Here is a 16202-nt window from a genome sequence, read left to right on the forward strand (position 1 = left end):
CAAAAGCCATTTGCTAAAAAGTGGCAGCCTCATTACTATTCGTTGTTTTGGTTTGAGTTTGAAATTGAAGGGTAAGAATATGCATGCATCGCCATCAAGTACTGCGGGGAAACCCTTAAATTTTCTTTTATATGTAGAACAAAATTACTCCTTCGACATACTTCGTCCCATACAAAATGAAGCGATAAAGCAAGGTCATCAGGTTAAATGGTTGGTGGTGGGAAATGATGCGTCCAAACACTTTTTACACGAAAACGAGCAGGCATTAGCTTCCATTGAGCAAGCGATAAGCTTTAAACCTGATGCGGTATTCGTACCCGGCGATAGGGTGCCAAATTTCATTGCCGGCATTAAAGTACAGGTTTTTCATGGTCTTAATGAAAGTAAGCGAGGCAATGTTTATCCTGAGCGTGGGCTGTTCGATTTATATTGCACAGAAGGGCCTGAACGCACGGGTACATTAACAGGCAGTAATAAAGGCAATTATAAAGTGGTTGAAACAGGTTGGGTGAAATTAGACTCTTTGTTTCAGTACCAGCCAAAAGAGCATTTCGATAAACCGCAGATACTATTTGGCTCTACGTTTTCAACTGCGTTGTCCTGCGCGGAACTTGTTTATGAAGAGATGAAACGGCTAAGCCAAACTGGTAAGTGGCAATGGTTAGTCACACTACATCCGAAAATGGCAACATCCACCGTTCAAAAATACAAAGCATTGGAAAGTGAAAACTTACAATTTTTTGAAAACAATCAAGTTATTGAAGCGTTGCACAGAGCTGACGTTATGGTTTGTGATAATTCCTCTATATTCCAAGAGTTCCTATTGTTGAACAAGCCAGTTGTTACCGTGAACAACAGTACACCGTTAGATTGCTTTATTAATATAACCGAAAGTGACGCACTAGAAGGCGCAATAACTAAAGCTCTGTCACCGTCACAAGAACTTCTAAACAGCATTCAGCAATACGGGCCTTCAATAACGCCTTACCTAGATGGAAAGTCTTCTTATCGAGTAGTGAAAGCGGTTGAAGAAATGGTTAGTAGTCATTGGACTAATAAAAAGCCTATAAACCTATTAAGAAACTTTAAAATTAGAAAGAAATTAAACTATTGGAAGTTTTGAGGATGATAGCGAACTTCTGAGTAAAAACTCTTAATACAAAATTCAATGCGCTGGAATTACGGCGCCGAGCTTACACCTCTATGTCAGCACCGCAGAACGAATTCCGCTAACCCAAACTGCAGAATCTCGCGCAGTCTAGCGATATAAAAACTATTTCTATGTATATCAAGGTTTTGCCTTAACAGGGTAAAGCTAGATTGTCAGTTGTAGGATAAAGATATTGTGGCGTACTATAGTGCTTTCTCTTTTTCGACATTAAGACTTTTCTATGTATCAAGATTTTCAAGCTGAGCTTTCATGGGCCAGTTTACATATGCCGCGCACGCGTGACGCTATTTCCTCTCTTCCCAGCTTAGACGGCATTAGGCTAGCCTGTAATATACACCTAGATTTAAAGATGGCCCCATTAGTTGAAGGATTATTATCGCGTGGGTGTGAGGTTTTTCTAACAACTTGTAATCCCACTACAGTTCAAGATGATGTAGTAAAGTACCTAGTAGATAAAGGGGCAACGGCGCATGCATGGCGAGACATGAGTAACGCCGATTGGTCAGATTCTTTTGATAAAGCCTTGGCTTGGAAACCCACACACTTGTGTGAAATGGGGGCGGATTTAACCACACGTTTGCATGAAAAAGTGCAATTGAATGAAACGGTTCCAAGTATCGTTGCGGGGTTGGAGGCTACAGGCTCAGGTATTACGCGGTTAAATGGTATGCAGCCTGAATATCCTATTTTTAACTGGGATGATTTGCCCGTTAAAGAAGGCTTACATAATCGCCATATGGTGGGCTTAAGTGCATGGCAAACCTTTTTCCAAACCACCCATCTTACGTTGCATGAAAAAGTAGTAGTGGTCATAGGTTATGGTTTAGTGGGGCAGGGCGTGGCGGCATCCGCAAAGGCTTTTGGTGCACAAGTAAAAGTTGCTGAACTCGACCCTGCTCGCGCGCTACAAGCTAAGTATGATGGCTGGCCAGTGGTTGATTTGGGCAATGCGGTAAAAGATGCCGATGTTATTGCCACTGCCACTGGTGGTTACGGCGTGGTAAGTGCAAAGCATTTGGATGCGATGAAAGAAGGCACCTTTATATTAAATGTTGGGCATGTGGCGCAAGAAATCGACGTGCCATATCTTAAAGAAAATGCCAATCACAGCGAACCAATACCTTATGTGAATGCTTATACGTTGAATGGCAAAACCCTATTCTTACTGGCAGATGGCTCTATGTTTAACCTTACCGCAGGCTATGGTGATAGCTTAAATGCTTTCGACGTTACCTTGGCGGTAATGGCAGCTGGTATTGGGCATATTGTAGGGGAAGGTAGTACCCACAAAAATGGCTTATATTTACTACCTGAAAAGGCATGGAGGACGGCGCTTTAGGGCGCTACCCCTTATTATGCTGATGATAGGTTTATCGAAGATATAGGGGTTCTACCTTCGGGCTGCGTAAGATAAGCCCTCTATCATTACCAGGTTGATAAAGTTCGTTATAGAAAGAGCAAGCGAGCAGAGTATTTTTGCGCTAACATACAGTTAACATATAAGCGTAATACCTGTATTAGTGTTGCCTTCTGCTTAAGGTTTTTTACGCTAAGGCGCTTACAGAACACATATAACTAAAGGGAGTTGGGGGGATGAGCAAGTAGTATGGTTCAAGTATCTTCTATCCCTTTGTTTATCACTGCCAGTATCTGCTTTCTTTTAAGCTTTTTCTTTTTGCTTCTATATTATCGCTTGACCTCCCGCCATGAAGAGTTCGTAAATTATTACCTGATTTTCGCGCTTTCAGCGTTAACCAGTGGCGTTTTTTTTGGTGCATTTGCAGTACTCGTTAATTCAAGCGATAACCTTACCTATCTCAGTATTTCTAACCGCATAACCGTTATTGCGGCGATGTTTACCATAGTGTTGAGTCTGCATTTTTACATTGCTTTTTTTCAATACAAAGTGCCTATTTTTCTGAAGTGGTGCTACGTAATTTGTGGTGCTTTTTCCTTGTTGACCATGGTGCCCAATCCGTACTTTCTTAATAATGCTTTCTACTCAACGTCTAAGTACTACACAGGCTTAAAGTTTGGAGCATTATTCCAGTTGTGGGGGGCGTGGATATTAGTCCTCGCCGCTTATTGTATTTTTATACTCGTGAGAGTGTTTAATCGACAACGCATCAGGCAAGAGAATGGGAATACGAATACGGTGTTATTGTTGTTGGTAGCAAATATCGTGTGGGTGATTACAGGCCTTTGCGATACGTTCACCGGTATTCAGGTGGTTGATTTACCTCCGATGAGTTGGATAGGCTCATTTTCGGTTACTTCATGTATTGCGTGGGTGTTGGTTTTACATATAGATGATCTTTATGAAGAAAGGCGGTTGCTGAGTAACCGGCTTATGTATGACCATTTAACCCAAGCATTCTCACGTAGTTATCTGGAGATACGTTTAACGGAAGCTGTGAACCTAATGCGACGAGGGGAGCTGAGCGGGTTATCGGTATGCGTATTTGATGTAGATGACTTCAAAAATATCAACGACCAATATGGGCATGCTAATGGTGATGCGTTGCTTACCCAAATTACTACTATTATAAAAGATAATATTCGCCAGTCTGATTGTATAGCACGGTTGGGAGGGGACGAGTTCGTTATTTTATTTGCCAGCAAACAAGATGAAAATTATGCGGCTACTACGGTCGAGCGAATTCGTGAGCGCATTGCAAAAACAGATTTCGGTAAAGGCGAGTGCACGTTTAATACTTCTTGTTCGTTCGGTATAGTCAGTGTTACGCCAGAACAATTGACTATAGCCAATGTGGTCGAAGTACAGGACTTGGCAAACCAAATGCTATCGGGTGCAGATGAAGCATTATATCGCGCCAAGAACCAAGGCAAAAACGCGGTCTGCATTGCCACCTTCAGTGATTAATATCGCCTTTTTGTTTTCTGGCCCATAGATACATAAGAGCAAAGAAGCCGACAATAAAAGCGAAACCAACAAATACGCTAAGTGCGAACAGGGTATCGCTAAACAAATCCATATTGCACTGCCTTTTCCATTTCCACTTGCGTTATTCGATGCGACAAGATGCTGTATTTGTCGTACCAATTAAAATCCCTTCACTGTGCTTTAATGGTAATGTTTAAAAAAAACACAAGTGGATAAACTCATTAAGGCAATACGAATTCCTAATGAATTAGCTATTTAGCCTTTACCGTATGGCTAAATACGTTGCACTATATAAATCATAAGCACCTATCCTTCATAAACAATTAATTATAAAAAGGCTTTCAATGATGAAATTACGGCGAACACTAGCCGCTTTAGCAGTATCTATTAGCACGCTAGTTAGTCTCTCTTTTCCTGCAATTGCGTTAGAAGATTCCGTTAATCCCAAGCTTTTCGAAAAAATGGAATATCGTAATATAGGCCCTTTTCGTGGCGGTCGCTCTGTTGCCGTTTCAGGCGTTGATGGTAACCCCAACCTTTATTATATGGGGGCCGCTGGTGGTGGCGTGTGGAAAACAGATAATGCCGGTTTGTCTTGGAAACCGTTGTCTGACAAGCACTTTGAAGTAGGTAGCATTGGAGCAATTGCTGTAGCCCCCTCAGATCATAACGTCATTTATGTGGGTACGGGAGAAGGGCCTATTCGCGGTGTAACCACCAGCCACGGTAAAGGTGTATATAAGTCTACCGACGCGGGTGAAACCTGGGAGCTAGTTGGTTTAGAAAATCGTGGTCAAATTCCTAAAATTCGCATTCACCCCACTAATCCAGATATCGCGTGGGCGGCTGTTCAAGGTAATATTTGGGCACCAAATGAAGCGCGCGGTGTATTTAAAACTATCGATGGCGGTAAAAACTGGAAGCACGTACTTAACGTTAATGCCAACACAGGGGCTGCAGATTTAGCGCTAGACCCATCTAACCCGAGAGTGCTTTACGCCAGCATGTGGCACCACGGAAGAACACCATGGTTCGTAAAATCAGGCGGCGACGGTGGCGGTATTTATAAGTCCACTGACGGTGGCGAAACTTGGGATAAACTAGAAAAAGATTTACCCAAGCTTATCGGAAAGGTGGGAATTGATATTTCTGCCTCTAACCCTAAGCGCGTTTACGCCATTATTGAAGCAGACAACGGTGGCTTGTACCGCAGCGACGACGCTGGCGCGTCTTGGCAACTAATGAATGGCGACAATATTCTTAAAGCCAGAGCCTGGTATTACAATCATATTAAGGTTGACCCTAACGACGAAAACACCCTGTTTGTAATGAATGTACAGTTGCATAAATCTATTGATGGCGGCAAAACCTTTGAAATTAAATCACTGCCACACGGTGATACCCACGATATGTGGATAAACCCTGAAAACAGCCAAAATATGATTAATGCCAACGACGGTGGCGCAACCGTAACGTTTGATGGTGGAAAGTCGTGGTCGAGTATTTATAACCAACCCACTGCGCAATTTTATCGTGTAGTTACCGATAACCTGGAACCCTACCATGTCTATGGCGGCCAGCAAGATAACACCACAATGGCGACTCCTTCTTCTACCTATGATAGCGGCATTGGTATCGCCGAGCAGTTTGCCGTAGGCGGTGGTGAAAGCGCACATATCGCCTTTGATGCCGACAATCCTACGCTGATTTACGCCACCACTATTAATGGCACATTGACCGAGTTCAACAAGGATACGGGGCTTACTCGCCCTATCATGCCTTATCCTGAATACGTGTTTGGGCGCAATGCGAGAGATCAGAAATACCGTACCAACTGGAATGCGCCGGTATTGGTTTCGCAGCACGACCCGAAAACAGTGTACTACGGTACGCAGATGATATTAAAAACCACCGACAGAGGCGTTAATTGGCAAGAAATCAGCCCAGATTTAACCCGCAACGATGCCGAAAAGCAGGGTTTAAACGGCGGACCTATCACCAACGAACAAGCCGGTGCTGAATATTACAATACGGTTTTCTATATTGCTGAATCGCCAGCAAATGCAGGTGAACTATGGGTAGGTGCAGATGATGGCAAGTTACATTTAACCAAAGATGAAGGTAAAAATTGGAAAGACATTACGCCTCATAAAAAAGAAGCACAGGTTAATGCTATTGAGCTAAGCGTTCACGCTGAGGGTAAAGCCTATGTAGCTGTAACCGGCTATAAACTGAACGACTATCAGCCCTATATTTATAAAACAGAAAACTACGGAAAACGCTGGACTCGCATAGATAAAGGTTTGCCTGAAGATGCGTTTGTTCGCGTAGTACGTGAGGATAAGCAGCATGAAGGTATGCTGTTCGCGGGAACTGAAAGCGGGATGTTTGTTAGTTTTGACGATGGTAAAAACTGGCAGGAGATGGCGCTTAATTTACCGCCTGTTGCAATAACTGATATGCAGGTAAAAGGTGATGACTTAGTTGTGGCAACGCAAGGTCGTGGCTTTTGGATTTTGGACGACATAAACCCGCTGCGTGAAGTCAGTGGCTCATTACACAATGAAGCTCTGTTTCAATTTAGCCCTGTCGACGGTGTGCGCTTGTTGTCTGGCGGCAATATGAGCGGCCAACCAGAAGCGAAAAACCCTCCTCGCGGAGCAAGGTTCCGTTACTACTTAAAAGAGGAGCTTGAAGAGAGTGAAAGTCTTCGCATTGATATTTTTGATTCGAAAAATCAACTCGTGCGTACGTTATCGTCAACCGCAGATGCGTTTGAAAAGTGCGCCAAGGGTAACGAAGACGCACGTAGCCCGCTGAAGTTTACACACCCTTCAACACATGAAGGTTATAACGAGTTTGTATGGGACCTGCGACGCTCACCTTTAAACTGTATTGATAATGTGAAATTATTTGGTGGCTGGAATGGCGCCAGAGTAATGCCTGGCGACTATAAAGCGACTATCACTGTAGGCGAGCAGTCTCAGACCCGACCGTTTAAGGTACTGCCAGACCCAAGGGAAGAATCTGATGCCGCCCAATTACAAATTGTTGAGCAAAGCATTCAGGCTAGTGAAAACTTACTAAACGAGCTATTTGAGCACTTGCAAAAAGCCCGTAACGTGCGTGAAACGCTAAATGGGGTAACTGAGTCGAATGTGGTACTAGCCAGCGAAGTGTCAGCATCAATTGACCGTGTTGTTAGTGCTATTGATGATTGGGAAGCATTGGTGATCCAACCTAAACACCAAACCTTTGAAGATGACATAAATTGGCCAAATATGCTCGACCGACAAGTTCGCTTTTTAATGGATAACTTCGATAGAACCGGCGCGCCAGCACAAGCTGGGGCAGTACAACGTTTAGACGATTTAGAGGTCAGATGGCAAAAGTACAAACTACAGTTAGAAATTCTATTTCGTGAAAATGTTAAGCCAGTCAATGAAGCGCTTGCTGAAAAAGGCGTGTACGATCTAGACAGTTTGTAGGCTGTTTGTGCGTACTGAATTGTACTTTGTAAAATGAAGGTACGATGAAGGTGTTCGATAGCATTATCGGCACACTTTAAACTAAAGACCGACGTTAAGTCGGTTTTTTGTTTTTTAAATTAGGCCTTCACATCAAAAACGCTATAGCGTGAATACACACTAATGCTCATCAAATAAAGACTTATTTCTAATGTATTTTCTCATGTAATGGTAGGTAATAGGTCTTAATAGCCAGCTACTTAACGATTTAAAAAAACGCTTATGCGTGGGCGTGTTTTCATAAATTTGATCGTCGTGCAGCCATAGCATTTTACCCACGTGCCAAAAGTAAAAAGGGAAAGGAGGCATAAATGTTACTACGTCTAAGTCACAGCAAATACGGTATGTTTTGTGATGTAATAGATAGTTTTTATACCATGAGCGACTGCCCACTGCAGGTTGGCCAAAGGTTACGACACGCTTAACCGCTTTAGCATTTTTTCTTTCGAAATAGTCGGCCATCAGCACGGCTACTGCGCCTCCAGAAGAATGCCCTATAAATGTAAAACGCTTACCTTGATTTTGCAAAGGCTCTAGTACTTTAACCAAAAGTTCTTGCAATGGCAGCGCTTCGTCAATCGTCTTCGTGCTTGAATACATGGGTTGATGAAGTAGTCGACTAAAGCCCCAATGTACATAGAACTTTTTATCGACTTGTTTGATTCTAGTGGGTAGGAATACCAAATTTGCGAGCCAGTCTTTTAGTCCCAGCGAGCCCCTAAATACCACAATGGCTTCTTTTTTATTATCTACCCAAAGGATCCTGACGCTCATCCGGCCATATTTATCGACCAAGTGACGTTCGTGAAAGGGCTTTAATACTTGACGGTAATGCGCTTCGGCATCGGGATAGGAGAGTTGGCAGAGAATGGCATATCGCTCGTATTGATAGCGCTTGAGCTTTTTCATAGACAACTATATCAACTCGCTTTACTCAGTTTTGTGAACGGATTTAATTCACAAACAATGACTCGAGTTCTAAAGCTATAGTGTTTTTGTTTCAGTGATATTACGCACAGAATAATGAGGGCGAATAAAAGAAGTCACGTAGAGGGCGGAATAAGCAGGGCGAACAAAAGAAAAAGAAGTAAATCATCATAACCAGGCTACAAAACCGCATTATTCGATGCTCTCTGGAATGCTGATACACCATTGGTTCCAGACAAAATCGTTTATGAATAGAACCGAATAATGCGCCGCGGCAAAGTGATCTAACTATATATAATTAACACTATTAATTAGAAGGGAAATACAGGTCTTCATTAGGGAGTTTTTACGTCAAACGTAACACGTCGCCACTTTATTCGTATGACAGGTGCTGGTCTATTAGTCGCTCATAGTCCGTTCTCTTTGGCTTTAGGAGGCACTCAGTCGCGGAAAAAGTTAGGTGTTGCCTTGCTAGGTTTAGGCAATTACAGCGCTAATTTACTTGCGCCAGCACTTCAGCATACCGAACATTGTGAACTGCGCGGAATAATTACCGGTACAGAAAGCAAAATTTCAAAGTGGCAGCGTAAATACGGTATTCAGGATAGTAATGTGTATACCTACGATACGATTGATGAGGTTGCGAATAACAAAGATATTGATGTTATTTATGTAGTTACGCCAACCGGTACACATAAAGATTTTGCAGTAAAAGCCGCGAACACAGGAAAGCACGTTTGGTGTGAAAAGCCTATGGCCATGAATAGTGACGAATGCCAAGCCATTATAGACGCATGTAACAAGAATGGTGTGACGCTATCTATTGGTTATCGCATGCAACATGAGCCCAACACACGCACTTTTCATCACTATTTAGAAAGCATGCCTTATGGGAAGTTTAAGAAGGTATCTAGCTTTGCTGGTTACGCTGGGCAAGGAAGAGACGCTAGCAATTGGCGAATGCAGCAACACATGGGAGGTGGGGCGCTTTATGATATGGGTGTATACGCTATTAATAGCGCTCGGTTTTTAACAGGTAAAGAGCCATTATCTGTTACAGGTAGTCATCCACCCCAGCGTTTCCCTAATAAGTTTACCGAGGTTGATGAAACCACCATGTTTACCATGGATTTCGGGAATGGACTAATGGCTGATTGTGGTACAAGCGTAGTAACAGAGTTCAACCACTTTAAAGCAGAGTGCGAACAAGGTTGGTATCAACTGAGACCAATGCAAAGCTACAATGGCGTAACGGGTATAACCTCTGATGGGAAAAAGTTTGAACCTATTCAAGGCATGCAGCAAACGCTTCAAATGGACAATGATGCTTTAGCCATACTCACCGACCGACAACCGCTAGTAACCGGGAGTGAAGGGTTAGCCGATATTCATATTGTTGATGCAATATTTCGGGCCGCACAAACAGGAAAAACGGTGGCGGTTTGATTAATAGTCAGGCACAAAAAAACCAACTAAAAAGTTGGTTTAAAAGTTTGGTACCAGTGGGCGGACTTGAACTGCCACGCCATTGCTGGCAACGGATTTTGAAAAGTTAGTGTTTGAAATAATTATTTTAAATCAGCAAGTTAAATTGTAATAATGACGCTTTGCAAATTCTTTGCATGACTAACAGCTTTTCGCAAAAAAAATGCTTAAAGCCACTTTACCCGATTCTCCTTCCCCCAGTCCACGAAGCCCCAAACAAAGGTGATGAGGTTTAGGTGGAATCCCTTTCTATCAGATTCAGATAAACGGCGTGTTTTGATCTGAAATTCCATGCCATAACAAATAAGTTGAGGTTTATTGAAGACGCTGTGATTACTGACGCCGCACGCATTCGATTAGAGTAAATGACGTTTTTTATTACCGGATTCATATGTGCCAAGAAATCAGTTCGGTAAACAGAGGCGTAGCTATGATTTCTTTGGAAAATCCATTTGTATTTTCATCGGTGCTTTCACGTTTTTCTATTAGTCCGACTTGCCATGCAAAGTCGAACCAGAAATGAAAAATATACTGGGAGGGAAATTCTATCTTTGCAAGCTCTGACAACGAATCTGCTTGATCTGGGAAAGCCTGCTCATAAAGTACCTGGTATTTTCGGTAATGTCGCCATTCAGTGCCAAGATGACGAAGCATATACAATGAGTAACCTATACTGAACTGATAGAATGCACAATCGCTCTCATTACCACTAATGTACGCCCAGTTGTACTCAGTAGCATACGTTTTAAACAGTATTTGATAAAGTTCAGTCGCAGCTGTGTTATCACCTTGCTGTATGCGCTCATAAAGTTGCCATGTTGATTTCAATGGCTTCCAGCGCCCACCGTGTTTACGAATTAATTTGGCAATCAACAAGATGCTGCGAACTACATGTAGGTTAACGAAATCGTCTTCTTTATTTATTTTGGAAACGATAAAGCTGGGAGCAAACTCTTTCATATAACTATCGAATAGCGACCGACATAAATTGCGGGGCAAATTTCCATTGGCGGTGCACTTAACTCCATCAGCCCCTAAAGCTCCTATTAAATTTACAGCTAACCAATAAACAGGGGCTGATGTAAATTTGGTAACATTCGAAAATTGCCAGCTAAGTAAATCACTGGATTCGAAAGGCTCAGTAAGTAGCTTGTGAGTTTGGCTTGGTGTGAGGTTAAGCATATCAGTATTCGGTGAACTGTTATGCTCATTCATATAGTTCTCAACAAATGCTTGGGCATCCTCAATTGAGTCAAACTGCTCGTTGGCCATGGCTTGTGATATTGCCTGATTGAGTTCAGTGGCAGGATTTGAGGTTTTCTCTTTTTCTGCATAGAAATCGGTAATACCAAATCTTGGAAGCTCTTCTATCTCTCCGTCTTCAAGCGCTTTTAACATTGCCAGGTTATTTTCAGCTAACAAGTAATCTGGATCAATTGCCAATGCTCGATGAAACGCACGTTTTGCAGACAAGTGATCGCCTAAATACATCTGACAAATTCCCAAATTGCCGCAACTTTGTACATGCTCAGGCTGGCTTTTTAACAGTAGAGTAAAGCAGTTTGCCGCTTCACTGAACTTATGACTTTCTAACAATACAACACCTTCTTCAAAAATTTCGGCGTCTATAAGGTACTGTTCCAAAGTGAGGTGTTCGGGAAGTTGCTCTCTTATCGCCTGGAGATGGAGTCTGGCAGGTTCATATTGATGAAGTTCTTCCGGTGACGCACTGTCAAGCGCATTTTGAAAAGCCGCTAAAGATTCAGCAACTGAGCCAGATTTTTCGGCACAGAGTCCAAAATTAAAATATACAAAAGCAGGTGCGTAGCCACTGTTTATTGCTTGCTTAAAAAACAAATAACCATCGGTATGATCGTCATCGATAAATACAGCTGCTAGCCCTTGAAGCGCGAAGCAAACAGGATGTCGGGGGAATTTCCTGACCGCCTTTTTTACAATGAGTCGGGCAAGTTTGTAATCTTCGTCATCAATGGCATCAAAAAATGCGTCAAGCCGCATTTCTAGTTTCGGGAAATCTTTATTAAACTTTGTCAAGTAAGTAGTCTTGAATCGCTGAATTAATGTAAAAGCATAACATGCAGAGTTTTCAATTTTGAAGCCGAATTGATTAAATAAATGCTCCGGTATAGGTATATCATGAAAATATTGCGGTCCACTCGGAAATCTATCCGTTTCATTTTTCGTCTATCGGACTATAATAAGTCTATATTTAGACCAAAGAGATTGTCATGAAAACTCAAACTGTATCTTACATGAAGGAACATGCGAATCATCTGGAATTGGATAACCCCATTTTGGTCACGCAAAATGGCAAGCCAAAGTATGTTATTCAGGATGCGAATGACTACGAAGAACAGCAACAAACTATAGCATTATTAAAACTCATAAATTTGTCAGAACGCAGAGCGCGACAGAACGGGCTATTTGATCTGGATGAAGCATTTGACGACGATTGAATACAGCATAAAAGTGACACCGGTTTTTAAACTTTGTTTGAAAAAACTGGATGCATTTTTAATCAGAAAATTTAATCACAATGTTGCAAACGAGGCCAAGCGAGCTATTAAATCGAAAGTTAAGTCTCAACTCTCTGGAAATCCGTATTCTGCGCCTCATAGTGACAGGCTCCTGGAGTTAGGGTTAACCGAATACAGGCAGCTTCTTGTCGATAGTCATAATGTGGTGCTTTACCGAGTTGAAGAGTCTACAAAGACAGTCATTCTTCTTCTAGTTTTTGATTCTAGACAAGACCTGAAAAAGCTTTTGTTTGAAGTTAATTTACTCGTCTGATTTACCCCAAAATAATAGAACAGGATAAATACTGATCCCCCGTTAATGGGGTAGAGCCCAGAACGACGCTGATTTCAGACACAAAAAAACCGACTCAAAAGTCGGTTTCAGTATCTTTTTCTAAAAGAAGAATATGGTACCAGTGGGCGGACTTCGGTTGGTCGCCACGCGATGAGCCGACACTCGGACGTCACGCTTGCGTGGAGGCTTTATCAATCACCAGGCACAAAAAAACCAACTAAAAAGTTGGTTTAAAAGTTTGGTACCAGTGGGCGGACTTGAACCGCCACGCCATTGCTGGCAACGGATTTTGAATCCGTCATGTCTACCAATTCCATCACACTGGCTTGGATAGGTGTGCTATCGCTAAGTGGTGCATTATAGCGATGCAGCGCTCGCATACAACACTTTTTTTAGCTTAAATGTCTAAGTGCTGAAAGATTATCCAATTAGCGCTTCGGGATGGCTCCTACCAGCGCTGAATCGTCCAGTTAATCGCTATGATGGCGATGACAGATGAAAGCAGTGGCATTAAGGTTTTTGCATAAAATGCAAAATGACGCAGCCACAGCAACAAGGGTAGTAATACTGCCACAATAGCTAACTGACCCACTTCCACACCAATATTAAAAGCAGCCACACTAAGTACCAGGTTATTTGACTGCGCATTTAAATCGGCAAACACGCTGGCGAACCCCATTCCGTGTAATAAGCCGAAGGCAAAGGTGATAATGCCTAATCGCACGATGAGCGGATAGATATTATTAAGAGCAGTCAGCAGCACTGAAATAGCGATTCCAAGCTCGACTAAACGGCTATCCAACGCAATAAAATTCAGGGCGGTAGCGGTCAGGGTAATAGAGTGCGCTAGCGTGAACGCACTGACTAATATTACAGTGTGCTTTAGTATTCGAGAAGTTGAAGGCTCTTTTTGCCACTGTTTTTGCTCTCTTACCAGGTTAACGGTAAGCAAGGTAGCCACTAAAAACAGGATATGATCGATACCAATGAAGATATGCCATACACCTTCGTACACTAGCGAAATGAACAATGCGGTTAGTGACGTAGTGCTAGCATCGAATGTAACGCTGCGGCTATCTGTATCAAGTACGCTGGTAACAGATGTGTTATCTGAAGTGCTTTTTGAACTGCCTTGTGAACGACTTCCTGATTGATCAGCAAGGTTTACGTTTACAAGCAGCTTATGGGTAGGGCTATGTTCAAAAATACCATCGTAGTGAATGCCCAATGTACCACCTGATTCACACATAACTTGAATTGGTGAGACCAAGTAAGAATCGCCGGAAACACTTCTAATATTTGGCATGCTAAGGTTAATTTCACAGGGCGAGTCATCTACTCTAATACTTAGCACTTTCGTTATATAGCGCTCTAACAAGGGCTGATTTTGATGAATCTCACCCCACGTCAGTGCGCCATTGCCGTTAGTGTCTAGTCCGGCTACTTGCCCAATATCATCAGGCTTTAATAACAATTCGCCGCTATAGGTATTTTCTTCACCCGCGTTAAGGGTTAAATACCCGCTACTCAGTTCGTGGGCGTTTACTACGCTTGCGTTCATAACTAAAAGTGACAAAAAAAGAATAACTACAAGTGCTTTCATATATTTTCTTTAATTCAATGTCGATGATGTGGCAACAGCGCTTTCGGCCCGTGCCAGTAACCTAGCGTCACTTCTTGTTTGTGCTGCTTGCCAGTTTATCCTAGCGAATTTCAGGGCTATAGCGGGTTTATAGTCAATATCTAAAAAGTAACTAGCTACTTGCGCTGCATGAGACACATCTTCCCGCCAAGTACGTAAGGCCATTCTATCAGCTAATTGCTTTTGAATTTCAGTATCATGAAGACTTATTTGCCGTTCTGCTTTTGCCAAGCGAAGCAATAAGCCATCGTCTATGTTCTTTTCTGTACTGTTGGAATTGCGATGAGCTGCAGCCTGAATTGCTGTAAGCCTTTTAATCACATCTTGAGATTTTGAAAGTTTGAGCTTAGCGTCAGACCATAGCAATAGTGCGCTTACGGGCAGTTTTTGTGTGTCTATTTTGTTCAGGTGTGAAAGCGCAGTCTCGGGTTTATCTAGGGTGTAGGCCATTGCCGCCAAGGTTTCGTAATACCACAGGCGTTCGCTCGCGCCCCCTTGCTTGATGCTAGTGTTATTAGCATTCATTTTTTCTACACGAGATTTTTCAGCAAATGCCTCAAGGTTTAGTAGTTTCTCGTAGCTAGCACTATTAGTATTAAGTGTGAATTCGGCGTTTAAAATACATGTGAAAGCCAATAGATAACTGGTTTTGCCAACTAATTGTTGGCAGTGTTTTTTGGCCGCTGCGGGGTTGCCTTGCTGAATGTTAATGTCTGCTAGTAGCAGTAAAGCAGGTGCATAAAGGGGCGTTTTTATTTCGTTTAAAATAGCTTCAGCTTCGCGAAATTGATGGGTGCCTTGCAGCACCTTGGCCTCTAACACCATAAGTTGCGTTTGCGCACTAGCTGAAAGGGAGCGTTTTTGCTGTTTTTGATAATGGATGAAGCGAATCACCTGTTGTCTTTCATTACCTGTGGCATCGGGATAACGGCTTTGACTAAGCACTGTTTGTGCTTGTGCTATGGTCATTTTTGCTTGAGGCTGTGCACTCCATGTGGCGATTACTTTATTGCTAGGAATATCACCTGATTTAACGCTAAGTGACGCTGTATCATCAAATGCCAGCGCTGATGAGCATAATGTAGACAAAGCGCTAAGTGCGATAAGCCGAGCCATTAATTTCATAGTATGAACTCCTAGGGTAGATAAACGTAAAGTAAACAAACTTAAGAAAAAGCAGCGCCATCCCTGGCGCTAGTGCTATTTATTGCTGAGGTAGTAAGTCATCAAAACTGCTTTGCTCAGCATCCTGAGTGAACGCTCTTCCGTTAATAGGAAGTGGGTCATCAGTCGCTTCTTGATTAAATGCATCTCGTGTATAGCTTGAAAACGAGACTTGCTGCGCTTCAATGGTGATAGTCACTTCGCCCGTGTCAGCATCGGCTACGCCGTCAGATACGCTGAAAACAAAAGAATCAGTTCCGGTAAACTGCGCATTCGGCGTATAAGTAAAATCACCGTCTGCTGTTACCGTTGTGGTTCCGTTTGCGCTGTCTGTGGCTAGCGTATAAGTTAAAGCATCGCCATTAGCATCACTTGCACTGAGCATTTCGGTGAACGCAATATCAGCCTGGGTAGTAAACATGGCATCTTCAGCTACCGGTGCCACGTTTACTTCTGGCTTATCATCGTCATTGTCAAAGCATCCAGTAAGCGCACTGAGTGCGCCTACCAAAACTAAGCCTCTTAAAAGAGCGTTGTTCATAATCTTCA

13 protein-coding genes and 1 tRNA gene are annotated in these 16202 nt (G+C 42.6%); 7 read left to right on the top strand and 7 right to left on the bottom strand.

What is annotated here, in order from left to right:
* Window positions 1–79 precede the first annotated feature (79 nt).
* The 3 genes from AMBT_RS01335 to AMBT_RS01345 all read left to right on the top strand — a co-directional run bounded on the left by AMBT_RS01335 (window position 80) and on the right by AMBT_RS01345 (window position 4055).
* Window positions 80–1123, top strand: coding sequence for a CDP-glycerol--glycerophosphate glycerophosphotransferase (locus AMBT_RS01335; RefSeq protein ID WP_013782759.1), 1044 nt, complete (start codon window positions 80–82; stop codon window positions 1121–1123).
* 268 nt (window positions 1124–1391) lie between these two features.
* On the top strand, window positions 1392–2510 hold the full coding sequence (locus AMBT_RS01340; protein WP_013782760.1) for an adenosylhomocysteinase: 1119 nt from the start codon (window positions 1392–1394) through the stop codon (window positions 2508–2510).
* Window positions 2511–2777: 267 nt separating this feature from the next.
* Window positions 2778–4055 carry a GGDEF domain-containing protein gene (locus tag AMBT_RS01345; protein WP_013782761.1) on the top strand — a complete coding sequence of 426 codons (1278 nt, stop codon included), beginning with the start codon at window positions 2778–2780 and terminating at the stop codon, window positions 4053–4055.
* Here the strand turns inward: AMBT_RS01345 and AMBT_RS23055 are convergent.
* Window positions 4045–4167, bottom strand: coding sequence for a hypothetical protein (locus AMBT_RS23055; protein WP_013782762.1), 123 nt, complete (start codon window positions 4165–4167; stop codon window positions 4045–4047). The two genes, AMBT_RS01345 and AMBT_RS23055, sit on opposite strands and share 11 nt — an antisense overlap.
* A 253-nt stretch (window positions 4168–4420) precedes the next feature.
* Between AMBT_RS23055 and AMBT_RS01350 the strand changes: the two genes are divergently transcribed.
* On the top strand, window positions 4421–7564 hold the full coding sequence (locus tag AMBT_RS01350) for a WD40/YVTN/BNR-like repeat-containing protein (protein ID WP_148259067.1): 3144 nt from the start codon (window positions 4421–4423) through the stop codon (window positions 7562–7564).
* Window positions 7565–7723: 159 nt separating this feature from the next.
* On the opposite strand, the gene AMBT_RS01355 is transcribed toward AMBT_RS01350, so the two are convergent.
* On the bottom strand, window positions 7724–8512 hold the full coding sequence (locus AMBT_RS01355) for a lipase family protein (protein WP_013782764.1): 789 nt from the start codon (window positions 8510–8512) through the stop codon (window positions 7724–7726).
* A gap of 399 nt (window positions 8513–8911) precedes the next feature.
* Here AMBT_RS01355 and AMBT_RS01360 point away from each other — a divergent pair, with 399 nt between their 5' ends.
* The gene (locus AMBT_RS01360; protein ID WP_013782765.1) at window positions 8912–9976 is read left to right on the top strand and encodes a Gfo/Idh/MocA family protein; all 1065 of its coding nucleotides are present in this window, start codon (window positions 8912–8914) and stop codon (window positions 9974–9976) included.
* A 426-nt stretch (window positions 9977–10402) separates the two neighbouring features.
* Here the strand turns inward: AMBT_RS01360 and AMBT_RS01365 are convergent, their stop codons facing one another.
* On the bottom strand, window positions 10403–12070 hold the full coding sequence (locus AMBT_RS01365; RefSeq protein WP_013782766.1) for a tetratricopeptide repeat protein: 1668 nt from the start codon (window positions 12068–12070) through the stop codon (window positions 10403–10405).
* Between the two features lie 194 nt (window positions 12071–12264).
* Between AMBT_RS01365 and AMBT_RS01370 the strand changes: the two genes are divergently transcribed.
* Together AMBT_RS01370 and AMBT_RS01375 are read left to right on the top strand one after the other, a co-directional pair.
* Window positions 12265–12492, top strand: a complete 228-nt coding sequence (locus AMBT_RS01370; protein WP_013782767.1) for a type II toxin-antitoxin system Phd/YefM family antitoxin — start codon at window positions 12265–12267, stop codon at window positions 12490–12492.
* Window positions 12470–12826, top strand: coding sequence for a type II toxin-antitoxin system RelE/ParE family toxin (locus AMBT_RS01375; RefSeq protein ID WP_012519647.1), 357 nt, complete (start codon window positions 12470–12472; stop codon window positions 12824–12826). The genes AMBT_RS01370 and AMBT_RS01375 overlap by 23 nt, the downstream gene beginning before the upstream one ends.
* Window positions 12827–13086: 260 nt before the next feature.
* Here the strand turns inward: AMBT_RS01375 and AMBT_RS01380 are convergent.
* The 4 genes from AMBT_RS01380 to AMBT_RS01395 form a co-directional block, all read right to left on the bottom strand.
* Window positions 13087–13173: transfer RNA gene (locus tag AMBT_RS01380), tRNA-Leu, on the bottom strand.
* 122 nt (window positions 13174–13295) lie between these two features.
* Window positions 13296–14450: a HupE/UreJ family protein gene (locus AMBT_RS01385; protein ID WP_013782769.1), complete on the bottom strand. Its 1155-nt coding sequence runs from the start codon at window positions 14448–14450 to the stop codon at window positions 13296–13298.
* A 9-nt stretch (window positions 14451–14459) separates the two neighbouring features.
* Window positions 14460–15614 carry a hypothetical protein gene (locus AMBT_RS01390; protein WP_013782770.1) on the bottom strand — a complete coding sequence of 385 codons (1155 nt, stop codon included), beginning with the start codon at window positions 15612–15614 and terminating at the stop codon, window positions 14460–14462.
* A gap of 79 nt (window positions 15615–15693) precedes the next feature.
* Window positions 15694–16194 (bottom strand): Ig-like domain-containing protein, encoded by a 501-nt coding sequence (locus AMBT_RS01395; protein ID WP_013782771.1) that lies wholly within the window; start codon window positions 16192–16194, stop codon window positions 15694–15696.
* Window positions 16195–16202 lie beyond the last annotated feature (8 nt).

The organism is Alteromonas naphthalenivorans (assembly GCF_000213655.1).
GTDB classification, from domain to species: Bacteria; Pseudomonadota; Gammaproteobacteria; order Enterobacterales; family Alteromonadaceae; genus Alteromonas; species Alteromonas naphthalenivorans.